The following is an 18784-nucleotide window of genomic DNA, read 5'->3' on the forward strand; positions in this document are numbered from 1 at the left end:
ATGGCCCAGCAGGTCGGCACCGCGGCGCTGTTGTTGATCGGGAACGAGCTTCTCAGCGGCAAGGTGCACGAGCAGAACCTGGTGGAGCTCGCGCGCACGCTGCGGGCCCTCGGAATAAAGCTCTCCCGCGCCGTGGTGGTGCTCGACGACGTGGAAACGATCGCCCGGGAGATCCGAGCCCTGAAGGCGGAGCACGACGTCGTGTTCACCAGCGGCGGCGTGGGTCCCACTCACGACGACGTGACCATCGAAGCCGTGGCCCGAGCCTTCGACGTGAGCGTATCCATGCACCCTACGATGGAGAAGCTGCTTCGCGACGCCTACAAGGAGAAGACCACCGAGGGGCATCTGCGCATGGCCCTGGTCCCCGAGGGAGCGGAGCTGGTGACCACTTCCGAGGTGCCCTGGCCCACGGTCGTCATGAAGGACGTCTGGGTGCTGCCGGGCGTTCCGGAGATCTTCCGCATGAAGCTTTCGGTGGTACGCGCCTGGATGAAAGGGCCGCTGCCCTTCGTCTCCAAGGCGGTATTCACGCGGCTGGAAGAGGCAGCACTGAAACCGTTGATCGACACCGTGGTCGCGGCGCACCCGGACGTGGAAGTGGGCTCGTATCCGAAGTGGTTCGACGACACCTACAAGACCAAGGTGACCTTCGACGCGCGAGACGATGCCGCCGTGGAGCGCGCGGTCGAGCGCTTCGTGTCCGAGCTGCCCGCCGAACACCTCGCCCGCATCGAGTGATCGCGACGCGGACCGCGAGGTTCCGCGCCGGAGCGACCCCCCAATGAACCTGGCGGCGGGGTGGCGAAGCGTCGCCAGCTAGTGTTTTCGGCCGCTTCCGTGGGATTTTCGCTGCCTCCAGGCGGTGTGGGGTGGCGGCGAAAAGCCGGCGCGGCGAGCGCAAGTGCGCGGAATCGCAGTCGGCACGCGGCGTGCTGAAGACCCCGGCATGAACGCAAGCCTGACGGGTCCCATCACTTTCCCTCCCCACCGTCGCGCCTCCCGCGACAAGGCGCTGCGCCTGGGCTGCTCGGCGCTCTCGGACGTCGAGCTGCTCGGCGAGCTGGTCGGCGGTCTCGGCGTCGCCGAGCGCGTGCTCGAAGCGGCGGGCAGTCTGGCGCGGCTGCGCCGCTTCGGCCTACCCCGGCTGTCGGAGATCCCCGGCGTGGGGCCGGCGCGCGCGGCGCAGGTGGGCGCTGCCCTCGAGCTCGGAACCCGGGCGCTGTCCCTCGAGCTTTCGGAGGAGCGCCCGCGCATCGTGGACGTGGACGCGGTGATCGGCTGGGCTCGCCCCCGGCTCGCGGCGCTGGACCACGAGGAGGTGTGGCTCTTGTGCCTGGATGGCCAGAGCTACTTGAAGTCGGCGCGCCGCGTAGCGCAGGGCGGGCTGCACGGCTGCAGCCTCACGGCCCGCGACGTGCTGCACCCGGCGCTGCGCGACGCCGCCAGCGCCATCGTCCTGGTGCACAACCACCCCAGCGGCTCTCCCGAGCCGAGCGCCGAGGACGTGGCCATGACGCGGCTCTTGGGGCGCGCCTCGGCGCTGGTGGGCGTGACCTTGCTCGACCACGTGATCGTGGCCCGCGCGGGCGCGACGTCGCTGGCGGAGCAGGGCGCGCTCGACCAAGCCAGCGCGTCCGTCGAGTAGCAAAACCCCTGCGTTGACGGCATTTTCCCGCCACTGCTGCCGGCTCCCTCTCGGGAGCAATCCAGGCTATGGTGAGCAGGCGATGAGCGACGGTGGCGTGGCCCAATTCGCTGCGTTGACGGACATTGGCCGGCAGCGCGACCACAACGAAGACAACTTCCTCGTTGACCGCAAGCTTTCCCTGTACGTCGTGTGCGACGGCATGGGCGGGCACGCGGCAGGGGAGGTTGCCAGCGCGATTGCCGTGCGCACGGTGCACGAAGAGGTCAAGCGCGAGTGGGAGCTGATCGAGGACTACATGGCCGGTCTCACCGGCACGGAGCGCGTCAGCAAGCAGGACGTGATCCACATGCTGGAGTTCGCGGTGAACCGCGCCTCCAACAAGGTCCACGCGGAGGCCGAGAAGGACGCCTCCAAGCGGGGCATGGGCACCACCCTGGTGAGCGTGCTCATCGCCGGCAAAGAGGCGTTCATCACCTACGTCGGGGACAGCCGTTGCTACCTGCTGCGCAATGGCGTCCTGGAGCAGGTGACGGAAGACCACAACGTCTACAACGAGCTCATCAAGCGCAAGAAGATCCCCCGAGAGAAGGTGGAGAAGCTCGCGCCCAAGAACGCCGTCACCCGCGCAGTGGGCGTGTACGAGCACTGCGAGCCCGACACGTTGGTGCTGGACGTGGTCGCCGGCGATCGCTTCCTGCTCTGCTCCGATGGACTTTCCGGCTACTTCGAGGACGACCCGGAAGATCTCGGCCAGCTGCTGACAGAGCCGGACGCGGAAGTGGCGGTGCGCTCTCTCATCGACGAGGCCAACGCCCGCGGAGGTAGCGACAACATCACCGCCGTGGTGCTCACGGTGGGCGACCTCGGCGCCCGGGACGAGCCGCGGGCCGAGCGGCTGCGTCGCAAGCGCGAGATCTTGGCGCGCATGCCGCTGTTCCGCCCCCTGAATGACCGCGAGCTCCTGCGCGTGCTGCAGGTCACGGACGTGTGCGCGTTCAAGCCCGGAGAGCGGGTGATCGACGAGGGAGACCGGGGCGAGGAGCTGTTCATCGTGCTGAACGGCAAGGTGAAGGTGTCCCGGGGCGGAACCCAGCTGGCGCTGCTGTCGCCGGGGGAGCACTTCGGCGAGATGGCGCTGATCCGCTCTCAGCCCCGCTCGGCCACCGTGGTGAGCGAAGGGGAAAGCGAGCTGATGGTCATCCGGCGCACGGATTTCTTCGAGATCCTGCGCAAGGAGCATCAGCTGGCGGTGAAGCTCCTGTGGCAGTTCTTGGGGGTTCTGGCGGACCGCTTGGCGGACACCAACCGCGAGCTCAACAACGCCCGAGAAGAGCTGGCGGAGGACATCACCGCGGAGATCTTCGACGAGGACGAGGACGACAACCGCAAGACGCTGGTGATTCCGCCCCCGCCTCCGTCCCTGCGCAGCCCGCCGCAGAGCGGGGACGACTGAGATGCGCTGGCTCGGCGTGCTCGTCGCCCTGACGCTCTCGGGTTGCGACACGGACAAGCCCGCCCCCGCGCCCCCGTCTTCGGCGACCCAGAGCGCCGCTCGGCCGACGCCGTCGCGGCGTCCGCCCGAACCGCCGCCACGGCGTCCGCCTCCGCAGATCGCCTGCCGCGCGTTGACGGTGAAGGGCAAGGTCACGGCGCCCGGCGCGCCGCATCCCCTCGTGAACGGTGCGCCTCTCGACGGCCTCACCTGGCTCGAGCTGGCGCCCGGCGCCAAGCTCGCTCTGCGTCACACCAAGAGCGCGCGCGAGCTGGAGCTGAGCGGCCCCGCGCTGGTCCTTCCCTGCGCCGGCGGCGAAGAAGAAGTGCTGCTCACCCGCGGCAGCGTCAAGACCAGCCCTGGCCCGGGAGCACGCCCTGGCGCAGAAGTACTGATCGCATCGCCGTTCGGCGCCTTTCGCTATGGCAACGCGCAGCTCGAGGTGCAGGTGAACGCCACCTCGGCCAAAGGCAAGGCCATCAGCGGCGAAGCCTGGGTCGAGCTCGCCAAGGGCGCGCGCCGGGTAGGTCCAGAGCATCTGCAGTCGAGCAAGGACAGCGTCACCCTGAGCGGCAAGCCCGAGGCCGACAAGCTCGTAGATGCCTGTCGCAGCGCCGCCGACGTCGCCGCCAAGCGGGCTCGGGAGCTCTTGGGCGGGGGTCCTGCGGGGGACGGAGGGGCCGACGGGGGCACCCTCGGGGAGCGCGCCCGGGCCCACGTGGAGGCGCGCCAAGCCGCCCGTTGGGCCTGCGCGGTGGCCTCGGCGGCGGTTCGGAGGGCGGAATCGTCCCCCGAGCGAGACCGCCAAGAAATGCTGATTCGCCGGGCAGAAAGCCTCTGGAAGGCCGTACCCCGGCGAGAACCGGCCACGCCGAGGTGATGTTCCGTTGACAGTTTCGCCCCCTCACCGCTAGCGTCCGCTAGCGACGGGCGACCTAAAAAATGGGCCTTCCGGGGATGAATCAATCTGACGCGATACGACTCGGGCTGGGCACCCTCACGGCGGCCGCAGTCCTTTCAGTGGTGGCTCCGGCTACCGCGGACGAGCCACGAAAAGTGACCGAGCCTTCCGTCCTGCGTGAGCCGGCGGAAATCACTCAGGTCGTGGATGCGTTCGACGACGACGATCCGTTCGACCTGCACTTCTCGCTTGGCTTCCAGCAGACCTGGAAGAACGCGAAGATCCGACGGGAGACGTTCATCGATCAGCCTGGGCTGAGTAGCGGCGGCTACACCGCTGACACGATGAACATCGCCAAGTACTCGGAGAGCACCAGCCGCCTCAACACGAAGGTGAGCATCGGCGTGTTCAAGGACATCGCGCTGTCCTTCCGAGTACCCATCATCCTGTCGAACTCGCGCAAGCTGGACGACCTGGACGGCAGCGCCAGCGCGCAGACCGTGGTGCTGCAAGGCGCCCCGGGCGAGCAGCTGTTCTCCCTGCCCTTCGAGTCTCCGAAGCGCAGCGGCGTGGAGTACCTGGCCGTGGGCTTGGACGCCGCGATCATGAACCAGTTCCGCGACGCGACGAAGCCCACCTGGGTGGTCGGCATCGAAGGCCGCTTCAACGTGTCGGAACCGATGCACGCTTGCAGCAACAACACGAACGGGCTGAACCAAGCCGGCCCGCAGAAGAAGTGCGCGGATCCGTCGGACATCAACCGCAACGGCGTGGGCGGTGAGCTCACGGACCCCACCGTCGGACCGCTGGAGGGCAACTTCTCCGGCGGGCGGGACCCGGGCGTTTCTCGCGGCACGACGGGCCTCGAGCTCCACACGTTCCTGTCCAAGCGGATCAAGTACATCGAGCCCTACGGCGGCTTCAAAGCGCTATTCGAGTTCCAGAACGACTCCAGCGATTACGGCGCCACGGACCTCAAGGGTTCGCTCGTGAATCATCCGCCGCTGGAAGGCACGATGATCCTTGGGCTCAACGTGATCCCCTGGGAAGTGCGCGACCAGTACCAGCGCGTCACCATCGACTTCCGCTTCACCGGCGCGTACCGCTCCGAGGGTCGGGATTACTCCGAGCTGTTCGATGCCCTGGGCTCCAGCGACGCACCGAGCATCCGCAAGCCGGCCTTCGCGGCGTACCAGGCCGGCGGCAATCCCGGAGAATCCGTCGTCGATCCCAACTCCCAGAAGGTCTACTTCACGGGACTCACGGACGTGCAGCAGCACGGCCGCTACACTTTCAGCACGGAGTTCACCTGGCAGGCCGGGGAGTACGTGAAGTTCAGCTTGGGTGGCGGCTACACGCTGGTGCAATCGCACTTCATCACCTTCGATCAGGCGTGTAATCCGGACTTCTCGGACGACGTCACCAAGTCCGGCCCCTGCGCTTCGCTCAGCTCGGATGGCTCCGGCGGCTTCACGCGCACGGCAACGGGCATTCCCAACCCGAACTACCGGGCTGTCATCAACACACCAGGCCGCCGCTTCCTGGTGGACGACTCCAACGCCTTCGACGCGTGGCTCAACGCCACCGTCATGTTCTGAGTCGACACCCGGATTGCACCGCTCGCCCACGTGGGGCACGCTCGGCGCATGAGCTTTCGCGCGTCGCTGCTTGCCGCGCTGGTCGGCGCTTCGTTGCTGGCCTCGGCCGAGCAGGCCCGCGCGGGCCAGGACGACGTGGTGCTCTTGCCCACGGTCACGCTGATTCAATCGTCGCCCGCGGAGCCGCCGGAGTTGCGCCGCCCGGATCCCTCTGCCCCAGGCTCGCTCTCGCGCTGGACGCGGCGTCTGGATGCCGTGCTCCATGAAGCCGCCCAGGATCTAGGCCTCACCCTGGACGTCTCCGAGCGCTTGGACGTGAGCCCCGGCTCCCTGAAAGAAGACGCCTTGGTGGAACGGGCGGCGGACCGCTGGGTCGTGTCGCCGCGCCTCACCTTCGACGGCGGCAAGGTTCGCATTCGTCTGGTCGCCGTCGCGCCGGGCTCCAACGTGGTGTTGGTGCGCAGCCAGGAAGTCGAGCCGCGACAGGTCACCATCCGCGCCATGGTGATGCTGCGGGACATCGTGCAAGTCGGCCGCGGCAGCCCCACGGATGACAAGCCCCGCACCGCCGAGCCGGCGCCGCCGCGGGGCACCCTCGCCATACCGGCGCGTTCCCAGGGTCGCGCCGTGTTGGCGCTGAACGCCGCCGCCTTCGGAGGTTACGTGGGGTTCGCGCTGCAGCGCGCCAGCGGCTCGGGGGACGAGCGACTCACCTACCCGCTCATCGCCCTGGGCACCGGCATCGGCCTGGGCGGATCCATGATCATCGCCGACGAATGGGACGTCGGCCTGGGCGACGCTTGGTACCTCTCCGCTGGCGCCTGGTGGCCGGCCGCTTCGGGGCTCTTGCTGGCGGAGGGCTACGGCGTGTCGCCGGAGTCGGATCGCTACGTGTACGGCCTGGTTGGCGCCTCGGCGGGCATCACCCTGGCCACCATGTCCCTCAGCTTGCGTGGCATGGGCGAGGGCGGCGCGCTCTTGTCCCACTCCGGCGGCGCCTTCGGAATGTTCTTGGGCGGCGTCACTCAGCTGGCCGTGGATGGCACCACGGACGAGACCCCCACTCTGGGCATGGGCTACGGCGCTGGAGCCGGCGTGCTGGTGGCGGGTGCCGTCGCGACGCAGGTGAGCCTCACGCCCTCGCGGGTGCTGCTCGTGGATCTCGGCGGGGTGCTCGGCGGCCTCACGGTGGCCGGCGCCTCGAGCCCCTTGGTGTTCGCCGACGAGCGCTCCGAGGGCAAGGACCGCGCGTTTTTGGCCGGTGTCGCAGCGGGCACGCTCGCCGGCGGTGTAGTCGGCTACCTGCTCACGCAACCGGCGTCGTCGAAGCGGGCGGAGAAGGAAGAAGAACGCTGGGCGGCGCTGCCCTGGGCGGGCGTCATCGGCGAGACGCGCACGGTAGACGGCAAACGCGTGCCCGCCATGGGCGCAGGCGTGCGCGGCTTGTGGTAACGACGTTCCACGTCACCGACGCAGAAGCGGGCGAGCGGCTCGATCGCGTGGTGATCGGACGCATCGCCGGACTCGGCCGCAAGCGCGCCAGCGAGCTGTTCGCCGAAGGGCGCGTGCAGGTGAACGGACGTCGCGCCGCCAAGGGGGAAGCCGCCATCGCCGCGACCGAAATCGTCGTCAGCCTGGAAGACGTTCAAGAGGTACCGTCCGAACCCGACGCGCCGCTCGTGGTGACGCTCGAGCGTGACGATCTGGTAATCGTGGAAAAGCCCGCCGGACAGCCGAGCGCTCCCCTCCGCGGCGAGAGCGGCACTCTGGCCGGCGCGCTCCTCGGGCGCTACCCGGAGATGACGCACGTGGGCTGGTCCCGTCGCGAGCCAGGCCTCTTGCATCGCCTCGACACCCACACCAGCGGCCTGTTGGTCGCCGCTCGCGCTCCGCACACCTTCGAGCGCCTGCGCCGCGCGCTGACGGCGGGGCAGATCGAGAAGCGCTACCTCGCCATCACCCATGGCCGCGGCTTGCCCGACGTCGGCACCATCGAATCGGGGCTTGCAGCGGATCGCGGCGACCGCCGCCGGGTGCTGGTCGTGGACGATGCGGAACCGCGCCGCACCACGCGCTTCACGGTGCTGCGGCGGGAGGCCGAGTGGGCCCTGGTGGAGCTTCGGGTGAGTCGAGCGTATCGGCACCAGATCCGCGCGCACCTCGCCCACATCGGCCATCCCATCGCGGGAGACGCCGTGTACGGTGGTCCCCCCGCCGCCGCTCTTGGGCAACGGCATGCGCTGCACGCCAGCTACATCGCCTGGGCGGGGGACGCGACCGTGGTCGGCTTCGAAGCCGAGGCTCGCCTACCGGCGGACATGGGCATCTTGATGCCCGGCTGACGGGTACGGGGACGCATGGGCTCGGAGTCCGTCAGCGTCTCGGCCAAGCTCCGCACCAGTGCCAAGCAGTCCCGCTTCGTCGGCAGCGCCGGGCGAATCACCGCGACGCGCTCCTCCGGCTTGCGACCGCGGGTCCACACCACGCCCCGCGGCAGCGCGTGATACGCCGGCGAGCCTTCCTGCGCCCGCACCATCACCCACGGCAACGCCAAGGTGCCTCCGCCTCCGGAGCGATACTCCAGACCCACCTCGATGGCGCTGAGTCCGGCCAGCGCGCGGCGCGGCATCACCAACAGCCGGAGCTCGTCGGGGTCGCTGCTCTTCTCCGGGATGCGCGCCCAAGGCACCACCTTGAGGGACTCTACACCCGCGAGGCGGCGGTCGAGCCAGCTCAGGAGCTTGACCGGACCCTGCGCCGGATCGGGCGGCAGCTCCGCTGCGCGACCGGTGCAGAAGATGGGCAGCAGCGCCGCCGAGGCCAGCGCCAACATCAGCGCGTGATAGGGCGAGCGCGGAAACAGCACCACGGCGCCCGCGACAAAGCCGCCCAACAAAAGGACGAACAGCACGAAGCCGAGCAGGGAGCCGGCGTCCAACAGACGACCGGGCAGCGATCCGGCGCTGGGCTCGAAGGCGTCTTCCTCGGTCAGGGGCAGCCAGCGACCGGGACTGCGCGGCTCCGGCTTGAGTCGGGGGCCGAGCTGCGTGGCGGCGGCCATCGCCAGCACCAACAGCACCCCCGCCAGCGTGGGCAGATTGGTGCGCGCGCCCACCCCCACCGCCGCCGAAAGCAGCACCCCGGACAGCGCCGCCCGCAGTCCTCCCGGCAGCGGGATCAGCGCGCGCGGCTCCGCTTGCCTGAGCTCCGCGGCCTGCCGCAAGCTGCGCCACTTCAGGAACACCAGCAGGGCGTAGAACAGCGCCACGCCGACGAGCACCGCCACCGCCACCAGACGAGTCTTCACGCGGGGTGGGGGCGGCTGGGCGCTCGACGACTGGGCGGGAGCGTCCGTGGGAGCGAACGCGGGGAATGCACGGGCGGAGGCCTGCACGCGCCACACGACGGGCTCCCCCTTGGCAACGTGGGGACGCACCACCTCGAGCTCGTCCTTGTCGCCGGCGCGCCGCAAGTTCGCGAGGAACGTGCCGGCGCCGTCGTCGGTGACGCCCAGCGCCGCCTGGTCGGGATCGACGGGCGGCAAGCGCGGCGCGATCTCCGCGGGCGGAAGGCGGAAGATGACGCGCGCCGAGTCCACGCCGTCCTCCAGCCGCGGGCCGACCCAACGGACGTCCACGTAGGCGCCGTTCCTGTGGATCAGATCGCGGTCCGCCAGATTGGTGCGATAGGCGAAGCGGAACAGGTACGTGCCGCGCCGGAGGCCCTTCTTGGCATCGACGTCGATGCGCAACGTGCCGTCCTCGCGCCGCTCCAACAAAAGAGGCGTGGGAGGCTTGGAGCTGCCGTCGCCATCGACCTCGGACACCGTCGCGTTGGGCTGGGGCAAGGCATCGGCATCGACCCCCTCGATCTCGATGCCGGGCAGCGGCCCACCGCGCACCCGGAGGATCAGCTCATGGCTCACGGTGGCTGCCCCGGACGGCTCCACGTCCAGGGTCACCACGTGAGAGCGGATGCTGGTCTCCACCCAGGCGTGAGCCCAGCCGGACAGGGTCAGCGCCGCAATCAGGCAGCAGAGGGCTCGCAAGTGTCGGTGTAGGACGCACATCCTACGACACGGGTGACACGACCCCGCGCCGAAGGCCCAATTTTCGGCGACTCAGGGGGCTTCGGGCGGCATGGGCGGGGGAGCGATGATTGGGGTCGGTCCGTGCATGGCGCCAGCGGCAATGGCGGGGCCGAGGGCCGCGACGTCCTCGATCACGCCCTTGGGCACCCACACGTGCCACACCATGGTCGGACCCTTGCCGGCCTGGATGTCGATGGTCTGCAGGATGGGGGTCTCGCCGTGGTGGGGCATGGCCGAAATGGCCCGCTCGATTTCGTTGCCCCCCACCAAGCCCGTGCCGGTCAAGCTGGTCCGCAGGCTGGCCACGAAGCCCAGCATGGTGAAGAACCCTCCGCTCACCGCCTTCTTGGTGCGCAGCGGAGACAGACCCTCCTTGGAGGCGATGGTCTTCTTGGCGTCGCCACTCTTGGCGTCGTTCAGCTTCTGAATCAGGAGCTTCTCGTCCCCGCTGGCGCCAATCCAAGTCTTGTCGCCGTCCGGCACCACGATCACCACGAAGGGCAGCGGCTTGCCGGGCTTGCTCTTGTCCTGGCCTTTGGCGTCGAAGATGTACTCCTTGAACATCTCGCCCGGGAGCGTGAGCTCATACACCTTGGAACCGGCAGGCAGCCCCCGGCCGCCGCGGACCTTCAGGGTCGGAATTTCCTTGGCGTCGATGTGAGCGCGCTTCTTGAGCGTCGTGCGCAGCTGCGGGTCGTTATAGACCTTCACGAACTTGTCGAGAGCGCTGGTGAACTTCTTGGCCGAATCGTCGATGCCGAGGACATGCCAGCCGAAGCGCTCCTTCATGGCCTGACGCATCAAGGCCGAGCCCTTCAGGGAGCCGACCTCGGTGGGAATGTCGCCCCGCGCGTACACCGAGCTCGCGTTGGAAACCCAGGCGTGCTCGATCAGATCGCCGAGCTGGTCGCGCACGCGGCGCGGCACGTTCTCGTGCGAGAGGAAGCCGTCCAAGAGCTCCGCGAGCGTACGGCGCATGCCCTCGTAGCGCTTGGAGTCCACGCCGGCGCTGTAGGTACCGGCAGAAGCGTCCAGCGGCAGCTTCCAGAACAGGTCGCTCGGCGCCGCGCTGCGCTTGCTCGCCTCCACCAGGGACTGCGCCGTCCACGAGCTCTGGGCCCGGAACTTGAGCGCCATCGTGCTCTCGATCATGCCCTTGTTGCCCTGGACGCTGGCGTCCACCGAGAGGCTGTCCACGTCCTCCGCCACGGCCAGCACCTCGTCCGCCAGGGCGTGCACCGTGTCGGCCAGCGCGCGGTCGAAGCGCGGGTCGTCGAGGGACATTTCCCGCAGCACGAAGGGCGTGGCCAGCGTCTTCAGCTGGCGGAGCTCCCGGGAGTACCGCCGCCGGAGCGGCTCCGCGCGCACCTCCAGGTGCACGTCGGCAGCGCCCATCTTCTCGTTCGGCAGGCCTCGGGTGGCGTAGGGCAGGAGCGCATCCACGTCCTCGGGCCGGTCTCCACACACCAGCCGCGCCGGCGCTGCCCCCACCGATGCCGCCACCGCGCACGACGGCGAGTGCTCCGAGCCCACGCGATACACGCCGGCGCGGACCTGGCGCACGGTCTCGCCCTCCCGACGAATGAAGTCCAACGCCCCGTCGAGCGAGCGAAGCCCGAGGGTCACCACCGCGAACGGCTGCGGGAAGTCTCCACTGCCGGTTGGATCGAGGGCCACCGCAACCTCCACCGGCGCCTCGAAGTGCACCACCTGGTCGATCCCCGGCTCTTGCTTGGCCAGCATCCCCCGCCAGTCCATGGGCAGCTTCGCCCAGCTCATGACCGTGTCCACCATGCCCGCGGGGTTCTTCATGCGACCCATCACGATCAGGTCCGCCGGCGCCGGCACTGGGCTCAGATCCGGAGCCGGACCCTCCGCCACCGTCTGGCCCGCGCTGCCGCCCCCGCCTTCGGAGCCACCACCGGTGTTGGCCGGTGGCTTCTGACCGCCGCACCCCGCGACGGTGAAGGTCAATGCAGCGAACCCTCCGAGCAGCAGATTCTTCATGGTCCGGCATCCTTACACGGGGCGTGCTGGCGAAAAAAGGCGCTTCGCCCGAGCCCATGATCGGCCCCACGGACAGGACTTTTTCCAGGGAATGTTGCTGCGGCGCGATACCCGGCGCGAGCGTCAATCCCGCGCCGGCTCGGCCTCCGCCGAGGTCCGGCCCAGGGCGAAGCGCGCGGTGTGGCCCAGGGCCTTCACGGACGCCCGCGCGATCGCGGCGCGACTCCAGCGCTTGCCGGCGAAATGCTGGAGCCCGATGCGGATGAAATCCGGTGACGACAGCAGGAAGCGCTCCACCGCCGGGCGCGGCTCGCCGTAGAACAGTGGAACGCCCAAGGTGCGGGTGTAGAGATCGCGTCCGATCATCGTGCGGCGCACTTCGTCGCTCCAGTCTCCGAAGCCGAAGTCCTTGTGCGGCCACTTCCGCGCCAGGTAGCGGCCCCCCACTGCGCCGTACTGAATGGCCTGGGCAATGCCCTCGCCGGTGACCGGATCGATGCCGGCCGCTTCGCCAATGAGCAAGAGTCGCTCCCGAGACAGCGGCGCGTGACGCTCGAAGCCCCGCTCCGCAAAGCGCTTCTTCTTGCACTTGGCGAGGTCGAGGCCCCGCGCCGCGAGCTCTGCGGCGAGCAAGTCTTGGATCTCCACCGGCGCGTCGTCCTTGCCCGTCTTCAGCAGGTACACGCCGCGGCACATCATCTCGCGGCCACCCACCAGCGTGGGAAAGTCCCAGTAGTAGCCGGGCAGCTTGCGATTCGAGGCGTCGAACAGGATCACGTCCCGGGGCTGGTCGCCCTCCACGTGCTCGGTGTCCACCTCCAGCGCCTGGGCGTGATAGCGGGTCGCGGAAAACCCGAGGCTCTTGCGCACGACGCTGCCCACGCCGTCGGCACCTACCAGCACTTTGCAGGAGAAGCTGCCCGCCGACGACTCCACCTCGTAACCGTCGGCGGTCTTTCGGATGGCTCCCACCTTGGCGCCGTCCAGCACGCGGATGCGCCGCCCCATGGCGATCTTGGCCAGCTCGTGGTCGAACTCGATGCGGCGCACCACCCGACCGATGCCGCCTTCGCGCACTACGAGGGTCTCCCCCATGGCGCGGAAGGCAACGCCGTCCAGCCACACCGACGGCACGTCCACCGCCACACCGATGGACGACAGCAATTTGTCGGCCCGCGCGCCGACGCCGCCGGCGCAGGGTTTCTCTCGCGGGTAGCGCGCCTTCTCGAGAACGACGATGCGGTCCGTCAGCTCCGGGGCGGCGTGGGCGAGGAACAGCGCCGTGCTGATGCCGGCGGGCCCTCCGCCGACGATGACGACTTCGGTCTTCTCCACGATCGCGATGCTACAACAGGCCTCAGAGATCCGGCGGCCCGATGTGATCGAGACCGTTGAATCCGTCGGGACTCTCTGCCTGCCACTTGTCGAGCAATCGCTGGGTGGCGCTGGTGGCCGAAAAGGACCCATACCCGCTCGCGAACTGCAGCACGCTCGTTTTCATGGGCGGAACGACGGACGCCAACCCGATGAGGCCGCCACTGCCCTTGCAGATGCCCCGTACCCTGGCATCCAGCTGGGTGGACGGGCCGACGTGCGAACGCTGCACCGTGACCAGCAAGTCGCGAACTCGATCTCCGTTCACGTCGACCAGGCGCTTGCTGACGACACGTATCCGGGTGAGCCCCGCGCTGGTGTCCGGCTCTGGGCACATGGGCATGTCGCCGTAGATCCGCGCCAGGGTCCCCGCGGCGGGCTTGCCGGCGGCTCTCCGCGCGAAGTCGACGACGAAAAAGTAGCTGACGTCGCCGGCCGGCGGTGCGCCGAGGCCGCTCTCGCACAAGAGAACGTCGTGCCCATCCTTCTGGCGCGTCGAAAGGCAGGCTCCGAGGTTCAGGCCATCCTCGAAATCCACGCTGTTGTAGCGACCGTCCTCTTCTTCCACCAGCACGGCGCTGCCAGGAAAGCCGGCGTCCCAAACTGCTTCCTCGCTCTCCTTACACTGCGCGAAGGAGACCAGCGCCTGCCTCGCGCCCGGCTTGCTGAAGGCGCCGCGGAACACGCCGTCGATGGCGCAGAACAGCAGCGGATCCCCGCGGTGCTCGATGATCTCGCCGTCGGGCACTTGCTCCGGTCGCACGAAGGGTGGGTGCGACCGGCAGCCGACGCTCTTGCCCGAGTACGCCGCGGCGCAGATGGACCCGGCGATGCGCACGAGCTCCGGATCGGTCCCGGGGGGCGCTTTGGGAAGCGGCGCACGCTTGACGGGCAGCGCCTTGGCGGGAACCGACGGCGGCGCGCTCGGTGGCGCCGCGGACGCCACCGGGGCAGACGCAGCAGGCGCGGACGCCGTGGGGGGCGCCGGCACCGCGGGCTCGTCGGGTGCGAGGTGCTGGCTCGGCGGCGGGGTGCACGACGCCATCAACAGCAGCCATGACATCCGACGCATGGATCGACTACCTCCGCGAGGCGTACAGGCGATCGCGCCACGCCACGAGGTCGGCGAACTCCTCCGCCAGCTCCGGCTCGCGCCAGGTCTGGCGGCTCGCCGGGCCCAGCCGGACGAAGCGATCCGCGACCGGCTCCACGAACTGCAGCGCGGGCGCGACGGCGATGTCGGCGTAGGAAAAATCGCCGAGAAAGGTGTTGCGCTCCGCGAGGCGCCGGCGGAGCTCCGTCAGGGCTTCGCGCATTTCCTTCAGGTACGCGTTGGCGCGAGCCACGGAGAAGCCGTACTTCCGCGCCAGGTAGCGCGTGCCGAAGCGCCCGGTGGCGAGCGCCAAGGGACGCAAGCGCGCGATGGGCGGCGGGACGCTCTCGACGAGCACCTCGGGTCGCTCGGCCGCGCGGGCCGTGGTGCGCGCGCGGCCGGCCGTCATCACGCGCTCGCCGAGCTCGTTCAATTGCCGGATGTCCGCCAGGGACGCGGGCGGGAACAACGGCGCGCCGCTGCCGCGCTCGTCCGCCCAGCGCGCGATGTCGAAGCTGTCGGCGAGCACGCGCCGCCCGTCGACCAAGAGCGGCATCGTGACGCGACCGGTGAAGCGACGCGCGTGCACGCGCACGAGCGGCTCGCCGAGCATCGGCAGATACTCGCGCGCCGTCACGCGCACGCCGCGCTCTGCGATCGCCCAGCGCGCCTTCTCCGACCAGGGGGAATAGGAGATGTGATACAGCGTCGCCATCCGCCGCCACCTTGCCACGACGTGTGGGCGACGGACAGCGCCTTCCGGAACGCGCCGGGCTTCGCGCCGGACCGACAAAATGAAAGCTGCCGGCGCGGCGATCCATCGCCGGCCGGCAGCTCCGCTGGGAAACGCCTCAGTTCGTTTCTTCGAACTCGGCGTCGATGACGTCGCCCTTCTTGCCGTCGCTCCCGGCATCTCCACTCGGGGCGCCGTTGGAACCGGCGTCCGGAGCGGCGCCGCCGGCCGCAGCGGTGTACAGCTTCTCCGCCATCTGGTGGGCCTCCTTCTCGAGGCGACCGAGGACGTCCTGCACCTTCTCGTCGTCCTGCTTCTCCACGGCGTCCCGACCTTCCTTGATCAGGCTCTCCAGTGAGGAGACGTCGGCGCCTTCCAGCTTCTCCTTGTTCTCGGAGATCTGCTTTTCCAGCGTGTAGCAGAGGTTATCGAGCTTGTTCCGCCGCTCGATCTCTTCGCGCCGACGCTTGTCCTCGGCCTCGTGCTCGGCGGCTTCTTTCACCATGCGATCGATGTCGTCGTCGGTGATGCCGCTGGCCGCGGTGATGGTGATGCGCTGATCCTTGCCGGTGGCCATGTCCTTGGCGGTGACGCTCAGGATGCCGTTGGCGTCGATGTCGAAGGTGACCTCCACCTTGGGCACGCCGCGGGGGGCCGGCGGCAGGCCTTCCAGGTGGAACTTGCCGAGGGTGCGGTTGTAACGGGACTCCGCCCGCTCGCCCTGCAGCACGTGGATCTCCACGCTGGTCTGGTTGTCGCTGGCGGTGGAGTAGATTTCCTTCTTCTGCGTCGGGATGGTGGTGTTGCGCGGGATCATCACGGTCATCACGCCGCCCAGCGTTTCGACGCCGAGGGACAGCGGAGTGACGTCGAGCAGCACCACGTCCTGCACGTCACCGGCGAGCACGCCGCCCTGCACCGCGGCGCCCACGGCCACGACCTCGTCCGGGTTCACGCCCTTGTGAGGCTCCTTGCCGAAGAACTTGCTGACCGTCTCCTGCACCAGCGGGATGCGGGTGGAACCGCCGACCAGCACGATCTCGTCGATGTCGCTCGGCTTCTTCTTGGCGTCGTCCAGCGCCTTCTTGAGGGGCTCCATCGTGCGGTCGATGAGCGGCCGGATCATCTGCTCCAGCTTGGAGCGAGTGAGCTGCTTCTGGAGGTGCTTGGGACCGCTGGCGTCTGCCGTGAGGAACGGCAGGTTGACGGTGGTCTCCTGCTTGGTGGAAAGCTCGATCTTGGCCTGCTCCGCCGCGTCCTTCAGGCGCTGGATGACCATCTTGTCGTTCGAGACGTCGAGCCCGGTGTCCTTCTTGAACTCCGCCGCCAGCCACTCCATCACGAGGTGGTCGACGTCGTCGCCACCGAGGTGTGTGTCGCCGTTGGTGGCGATGACCTGCACCACGTTGTCGCCCACCTCCAAAATGGAGATGTCGAAGGTACCGCCGCCGAAGTCGTACACGGCGATGATCTCGTTCTCTTTCTTGTCCAGACCGTAGGCCAACGCCGCCGCGGTGGGCTCGTTGATGATGCGGCGCACCTCGAGCCCGGCGATCTTGCCGGCGTCCTTGGTGGCCTGGCGCTGCGAGTCGTTGAAGTACGCAGGCACCGTGATGACGGCCTCGGTGACCTTCTCGCCCAGGTAGTCCTCGGCGGCCTTCTTGAGCTTCTGCAGCACCTTCGCGGCGATCTCCGGCGGCGCCATCTTCTTGCCGCGCGCCTCGATCCACACGTCCCCGTTGTCACCCTTGATGATCTTGTAGGGAACGCGCTTGCCTTCGTCTTGGATCTCGTCGAACCGGCGACCAATGAAGCGCTTGGCGGAGTACACCGTGTGCTCCGGATTGGTCACGGCCTGACGCTTGGCGATGGTGCCGACCAGCACCTCACCCTTTTCGTCCCACGCCACCACGGAGGGCGTGAGGCGCGCGCCCTCTTCGTTGACGATGACCTTGGCTTCCTTGCCATCCATTACGGCAACGACGCTGTTCGTCGTGCCCAAATCGATACCGATGATCTTTCCCATGACGTCGGTTCTCCTGAATCTTGGTGCGGGGCGCCGCCGATGCTCTTTCCAAACGTGGCCGCGGCCCTCGCCGCCTCGGGCTCGACTTCCGAAAATCGGCCGCGAGACAGGGCGCAACATAACCACCACGTCCCTGGGGTCAACGCCCTCGGCAGAGTTCGTGCCAAGCTGCCGCAGCCGGCAAATCGCACCCCGCCGATCCCGAGCCACACCCCGACCGCACGCCGGCCGAACCCCACCGAAAGTCGTTGACACGGCCGCCGCCGCGGCTACCCTCCCGGCTCCCCTCGGGGCCGTAGCTCAGCTGGGAGAGCGCCGCGTTCGCAATGCGGAGGTCAGGGGTTCGATCCCCCTCGGCTCCACTAGATTGAATTCACACCGCTCCGACTGGGAGCGTGTGGGGATAGTTTGAAAGAGCATCCTGCCGGCGCCGGTCCCGGCCGGTGTTCCCACTCACCTCTCAGTTCCGACACGCGATCTGATCGTGCCAAAGTCGGAGCAAGGAGTTCCAGCTGCCGGGGCCCCAACCCCAGCAGCACCTTCGCGCGAACGAGTGGGTCACTGGCAAGCCCCCAAACCCCCAACGCGACTCGCTCCGCTCCGCGCTCGCTCTTCGCGGGCTCGCTCCGCTCGCCGCAACGCAGACTCGCGTCTGGCGATACTTCCAAAGTGCGCCCTGCCGGGACCCCTACCCCAGCAGCACCTTCGCGCGAGCGAGTGGGTCGCTGGCAAGCCCCCAAACCCCCAACGCGACTCGCTCCGCTTCGCGCTCGCTCTTCGCGGGCTCGCTCTGCTCGCCGAAACGCAGACTCGCGTCTGGCGATAGTTCCAAAGTGCGCCCTGCCGGGGCCCCATCCCCAGCAGCACCTTCGCGCGAGCGAGTGGGTCGCTGGCAAGCCCCCAAACCCCCGACGCGACTCGCTCCGCGCTCGCTCTTCGCGGGCTCGCTCCGCTCGCCGCAGGACTCGTCCCGTCTTGTCTTCATGAACATACGGCGTTTGAGCTCCGCATCACAGCTGCTCACCTGAGTCGGAGCACCAACTGCGCACCGTTCGACCGGCACGGTGTCTTGGCCCCGCACGGACCGTGCCTACCACCCTCGCTAGGACGGCGAGCTCGAACGTCAGAACCAGCACCACACAGAATGGCTCGACGGCGTTGGCGAGGCGTCCGACGAAGTTGAGGTTGATGACGACGTGCTCAATGATGGCATGCGTTGAACGACCTTTGGTACCAGCGTACACTCGTAGGAACCAAGGCCGGGGGAGGCATGGCGCTCGAGGCCACAACTGATGGGAAATCGCACTGCATTACGCGCCGAAGTCGATTCGCTTACCGCTCGACTCGAGCGGGAGCTAGTCGACCGTGCGCAGCGTCTCGCCATCGAAAACGCATTCACGACGCGAAGCCACCTACGCATCGCATCGCTGCTCGCCCTCGGACTCTTGATAGGGTGTGGCGGGCTGACGGCACCTGGAGAAAAGCTGAAGGGCGGGGCGACTGACGGAGGTCATGTTGGCGATGGCAGCTTTGTTGCCGACGCGGAAGTGGATGTTCAGGACTCATGCAGCAGCGTCTTGAACGTTTCCTGTTGTCCGGGCTTCGATGGCTGCGACGCGTACTACCGGTGGTTCTGTACGAACGACATGTGCGAGGGGTGCGAGCCCGCGCCGCCGGTGCAGGGAAGCGGCTGCTTTCCCGACAGAGTCTGCCTAGGCCAAGCTTCGGAGGGTTGCTACGTGATGGTCTGTCAATGCAGCGATTCCGCCACCTGGAAGTGTGCAGAGTTTAACGGCTGCGAGTGTGTGGCCGTTGCCCC

13 protein-coding genes and 1 tRNA gene are annotated in these 18784 nt (G+C 68.4%); 8 read left to right on the forward strand and 6 right to left on the reverse strand.

Annotated elements, in window-relative coordinates; all coding sequences use genetic code 11:
* From H6717_17500 to H6717_17530, 7 genes are all read left to right on the forward strand, one after another.
* Positions 1 to 741: a competence/damage-inducible protein A gene (locus H6717_17500; protein MCB9578829.1), complete on the forward strand. Its 741-nt coding sequence runs from the start codon at positions 1 to 3 to the stop codon at positions 739 to 741.
* Positions 742 to 949: 208 nt separating this feature from the next.
* A complete protein-coding gene (locus H6717_17505; GenBank protein MCB9578830.1) occupies positions 950 to 1648 on the forward strand; it encodes a DNA repair protein in 699 nt (232 codons plus the stop codon).
* Between the two features lie 82 nt (positions 1649 to 1730).
* The gene (locus tag H6717_17510; GenBank protein ID MCB9578831.1) at positions 1731 to 3104 is read left to right on the forward strand and encodes a cyclic nucleotide-binding domain-containing protein; all 1374 of its coding nucleotides are present in this window, start codon (positions 1731 to 1733) and stop codon (positions 3102 to 3104) included.
* Position 3105: 1 nt separating this feature from the next.
* Complete coding sequence (locus H6717_17515; GenBank protein MCB9578832.1) at positions 3106 to 4023, forward strand: hypothetical protein; 918 nt, start codon at positions 3106 to 3108, stop codon at positions 4021 to 4023.
* A 176-nt stretch (positions 4024 to 4199) separates the two neighbouring features.
* Positions 4200 to 5642 (forward strand): hypothetical protein, encoded by a 1443-nt coding sequence (locus H6717_17520; GenBank protein ID MCB9578833.1) that lies wholly within the window; start codon positions 4200 to 4202, stop codon positions 5640 to 5642.
* 48 nt (positions 5643 to 5690) lie between these two features.
* Positions 5691 to 7094 carry a hypothetical protein gene (locus tag H6717_17525; protein MCB9578834.1) on the forward strand — a complete coding sequence of 468 codons (1404 nt, stop codon included), beginning with the start codon at positions 5691 to 5693 and terminating at the stop codon, positions 7092 to 7094.
* Positions 7088 to 7984, forward strand: coding sequence for an RluA family pseudouridine synthase (locus H6717_17530; GenBank protein MCB9578835.1), 897 nt, complete (start codon positions 7088 to 7090; stop codon positions 7982 to 7984). The genes H6717_17525 and H6717_17530 overlap by 7 nt, the downstream gene beginning before the upstream one ends.
* On the opposite strand, the gene H6717_17535 is transcribed toward H6717_17530, so the two are convergent.
* The 6 genes from H6717_17535 to dnaK form a co-directional block, all read right to left on the reverse strand.
* Positions 7894 to 9690, reverse strand: coding sequence for a hypothetical protein (locus tag H6717_17535; GenBank protein ID MCB9578836.1), 1797 nt, complete (start codon positions 9688 to 9690; stop codon positions 7894 to 7896). The two genes, H6717_17530 and H6717_17535, sit on opposite strands and share 91 nt — an antisense overlap.
* A gap of 72 nt (positions 9691 to 9762) precedes the next feature.
* Positions 9763 to 11739: a hypothetical protein gene (locus H6717_17540; protein MCB9578837.1), complete on the reverse strand. Its 1977-nt coding sequence runs from the start codon at positions 11737 to 11739 to the stop codon at positions 9763 to 9765.
* A 123-nt stretch (positions 11740 to 11862) separates the two neighbouring features.
* Positions 11863 to 13074: an FAD-dependent monooxygenase gene (locus H6717_17545; protein ID MCB9578838.1), complete on the reverse strand. Its 1212-nt coding sequence runs from the start codon at positions 13072 to 13074 to the stop codon at positions 11863 to 11865.
* 22 nt (positions 13075 to 13096) lie between these two features.
* The gene (locus H6717_17550; protein ID MCB9578839.1) at positions 13097 to 14185 is read right to left on the reverse strand and encodes a hypothetical protein; all 1089 of its coding nucleotides are present in this window, start codon (positions 14183 to 14185) and stop codon (positions 13097 to 13099) included.
* Positions 14186 to 14192: 7 nt separating this feature from the next.
* Positions 14193 to 14921, reverse strand: a complete 729-nt coding sequence (locus H6717_17555; GenBank protein ID MCB9578840.1) for a glutathione S-transferase family protein — start codon at positions 14919 to 14921, stop codon at positions 14193 to 14195.
* Positions 14922 to 15057: 136 nt separating this feature from the next.
* Positions 15058 to 16965, reverse strand: a complete 1908-nt coding sequence (dnaK, locus tag H6717_17560; protein MCB9578841.1) for a molecular chaperone DnaK — start codon at positions 16963 to 16965, stop codon at positions 15058 to 15060.
* Positions 16966 to 17254: 289 nt separating this feature from the next.
* Between dnaK and H6717_17565 the strand changes: the two genes are divergently transcribed.
* Positions 17255 to 17327: transfer RNA gene (locus tag H6717_17565), tRNA-Ala, on the forward strand.
* The last annotated feature ends 1457 nt before the right edge of the window (positions 17328 to 18784 follow it).

The sequence above is a fragment of the Polyangiaceae bacterium genome (assembly GCA_020633235.1).
GTDB lineage: Bacteria > Myxococcota_A > Polyangia > Polyangiales > Polyangiaceae > JACKEA01.

Excerpts from the sequence above, each read along its gene's own strand:
- H6717_17540 (MCB9578837.1), bottom strand. The coding sequence starts at position 11,739 with ATGAAGAATCTGCTGCTCGGAGGGTTCGCTGCATTGACCTTCACCGTC.
- H6717_17500 (MCB9578829.1), top strand. The coding sequence starts at position 1 with ATGGCCCAGCAGGTCGGCACCGCGGCGCTGTTGTTGATCGGGAACGAG.
- H6717_17515 (MCB9578832.1), top strand. The coding sequence starts at position 3,106 with ATGCGCTGGCTCGGCGTGCTCGTCGCCCTGACGCTCTCGGGTTGCGAC.
- H6717_17505 (MCB9578830.1), top strand. The coding sequence starts at position 950 with ATGAACGCAAGCCTGACGGGTCCCATCACTTTCCCTCCCCACCGTCGC.
- H6717_17550 (MCB9578839.1), bottom strand. The coding sequence starts at position 14,185 with ATGCGTCGGATGTCATGGCTGCTGTTGATGGCGTCGTGCACCCCGCCG.
- H6717_17510 (MCB9578831.1), top strand. The coding sequence starts at position 1,731 with ATGAGCGACGGTGGCGTGGCCCAATTCGCTGCGTTGACGGACATTGGC.
- H6717_17555 (MCB9578840.1), bottom strand. The coding sequence starts at position 14,921 with ATGGCGACGCTGTATCACATCTCCTATTCCCCCTGGTCGGAGAAGGCG.
- H6717_17525 (MCB9578834.1), top strand. The coding sequence starts at position 5,691 with ATGAGCTTTCGCGCGTCGCTGCTTGCCGCGCTGGTCGGCGCTTCGTTG.
- dnaK (MCB9578841.1), bottom strand. The coding sequence starts at position 16,965 with ATGGGAAAGATCATCGGTATCGATTTGGGCACGACGAACAGCGTCGTT.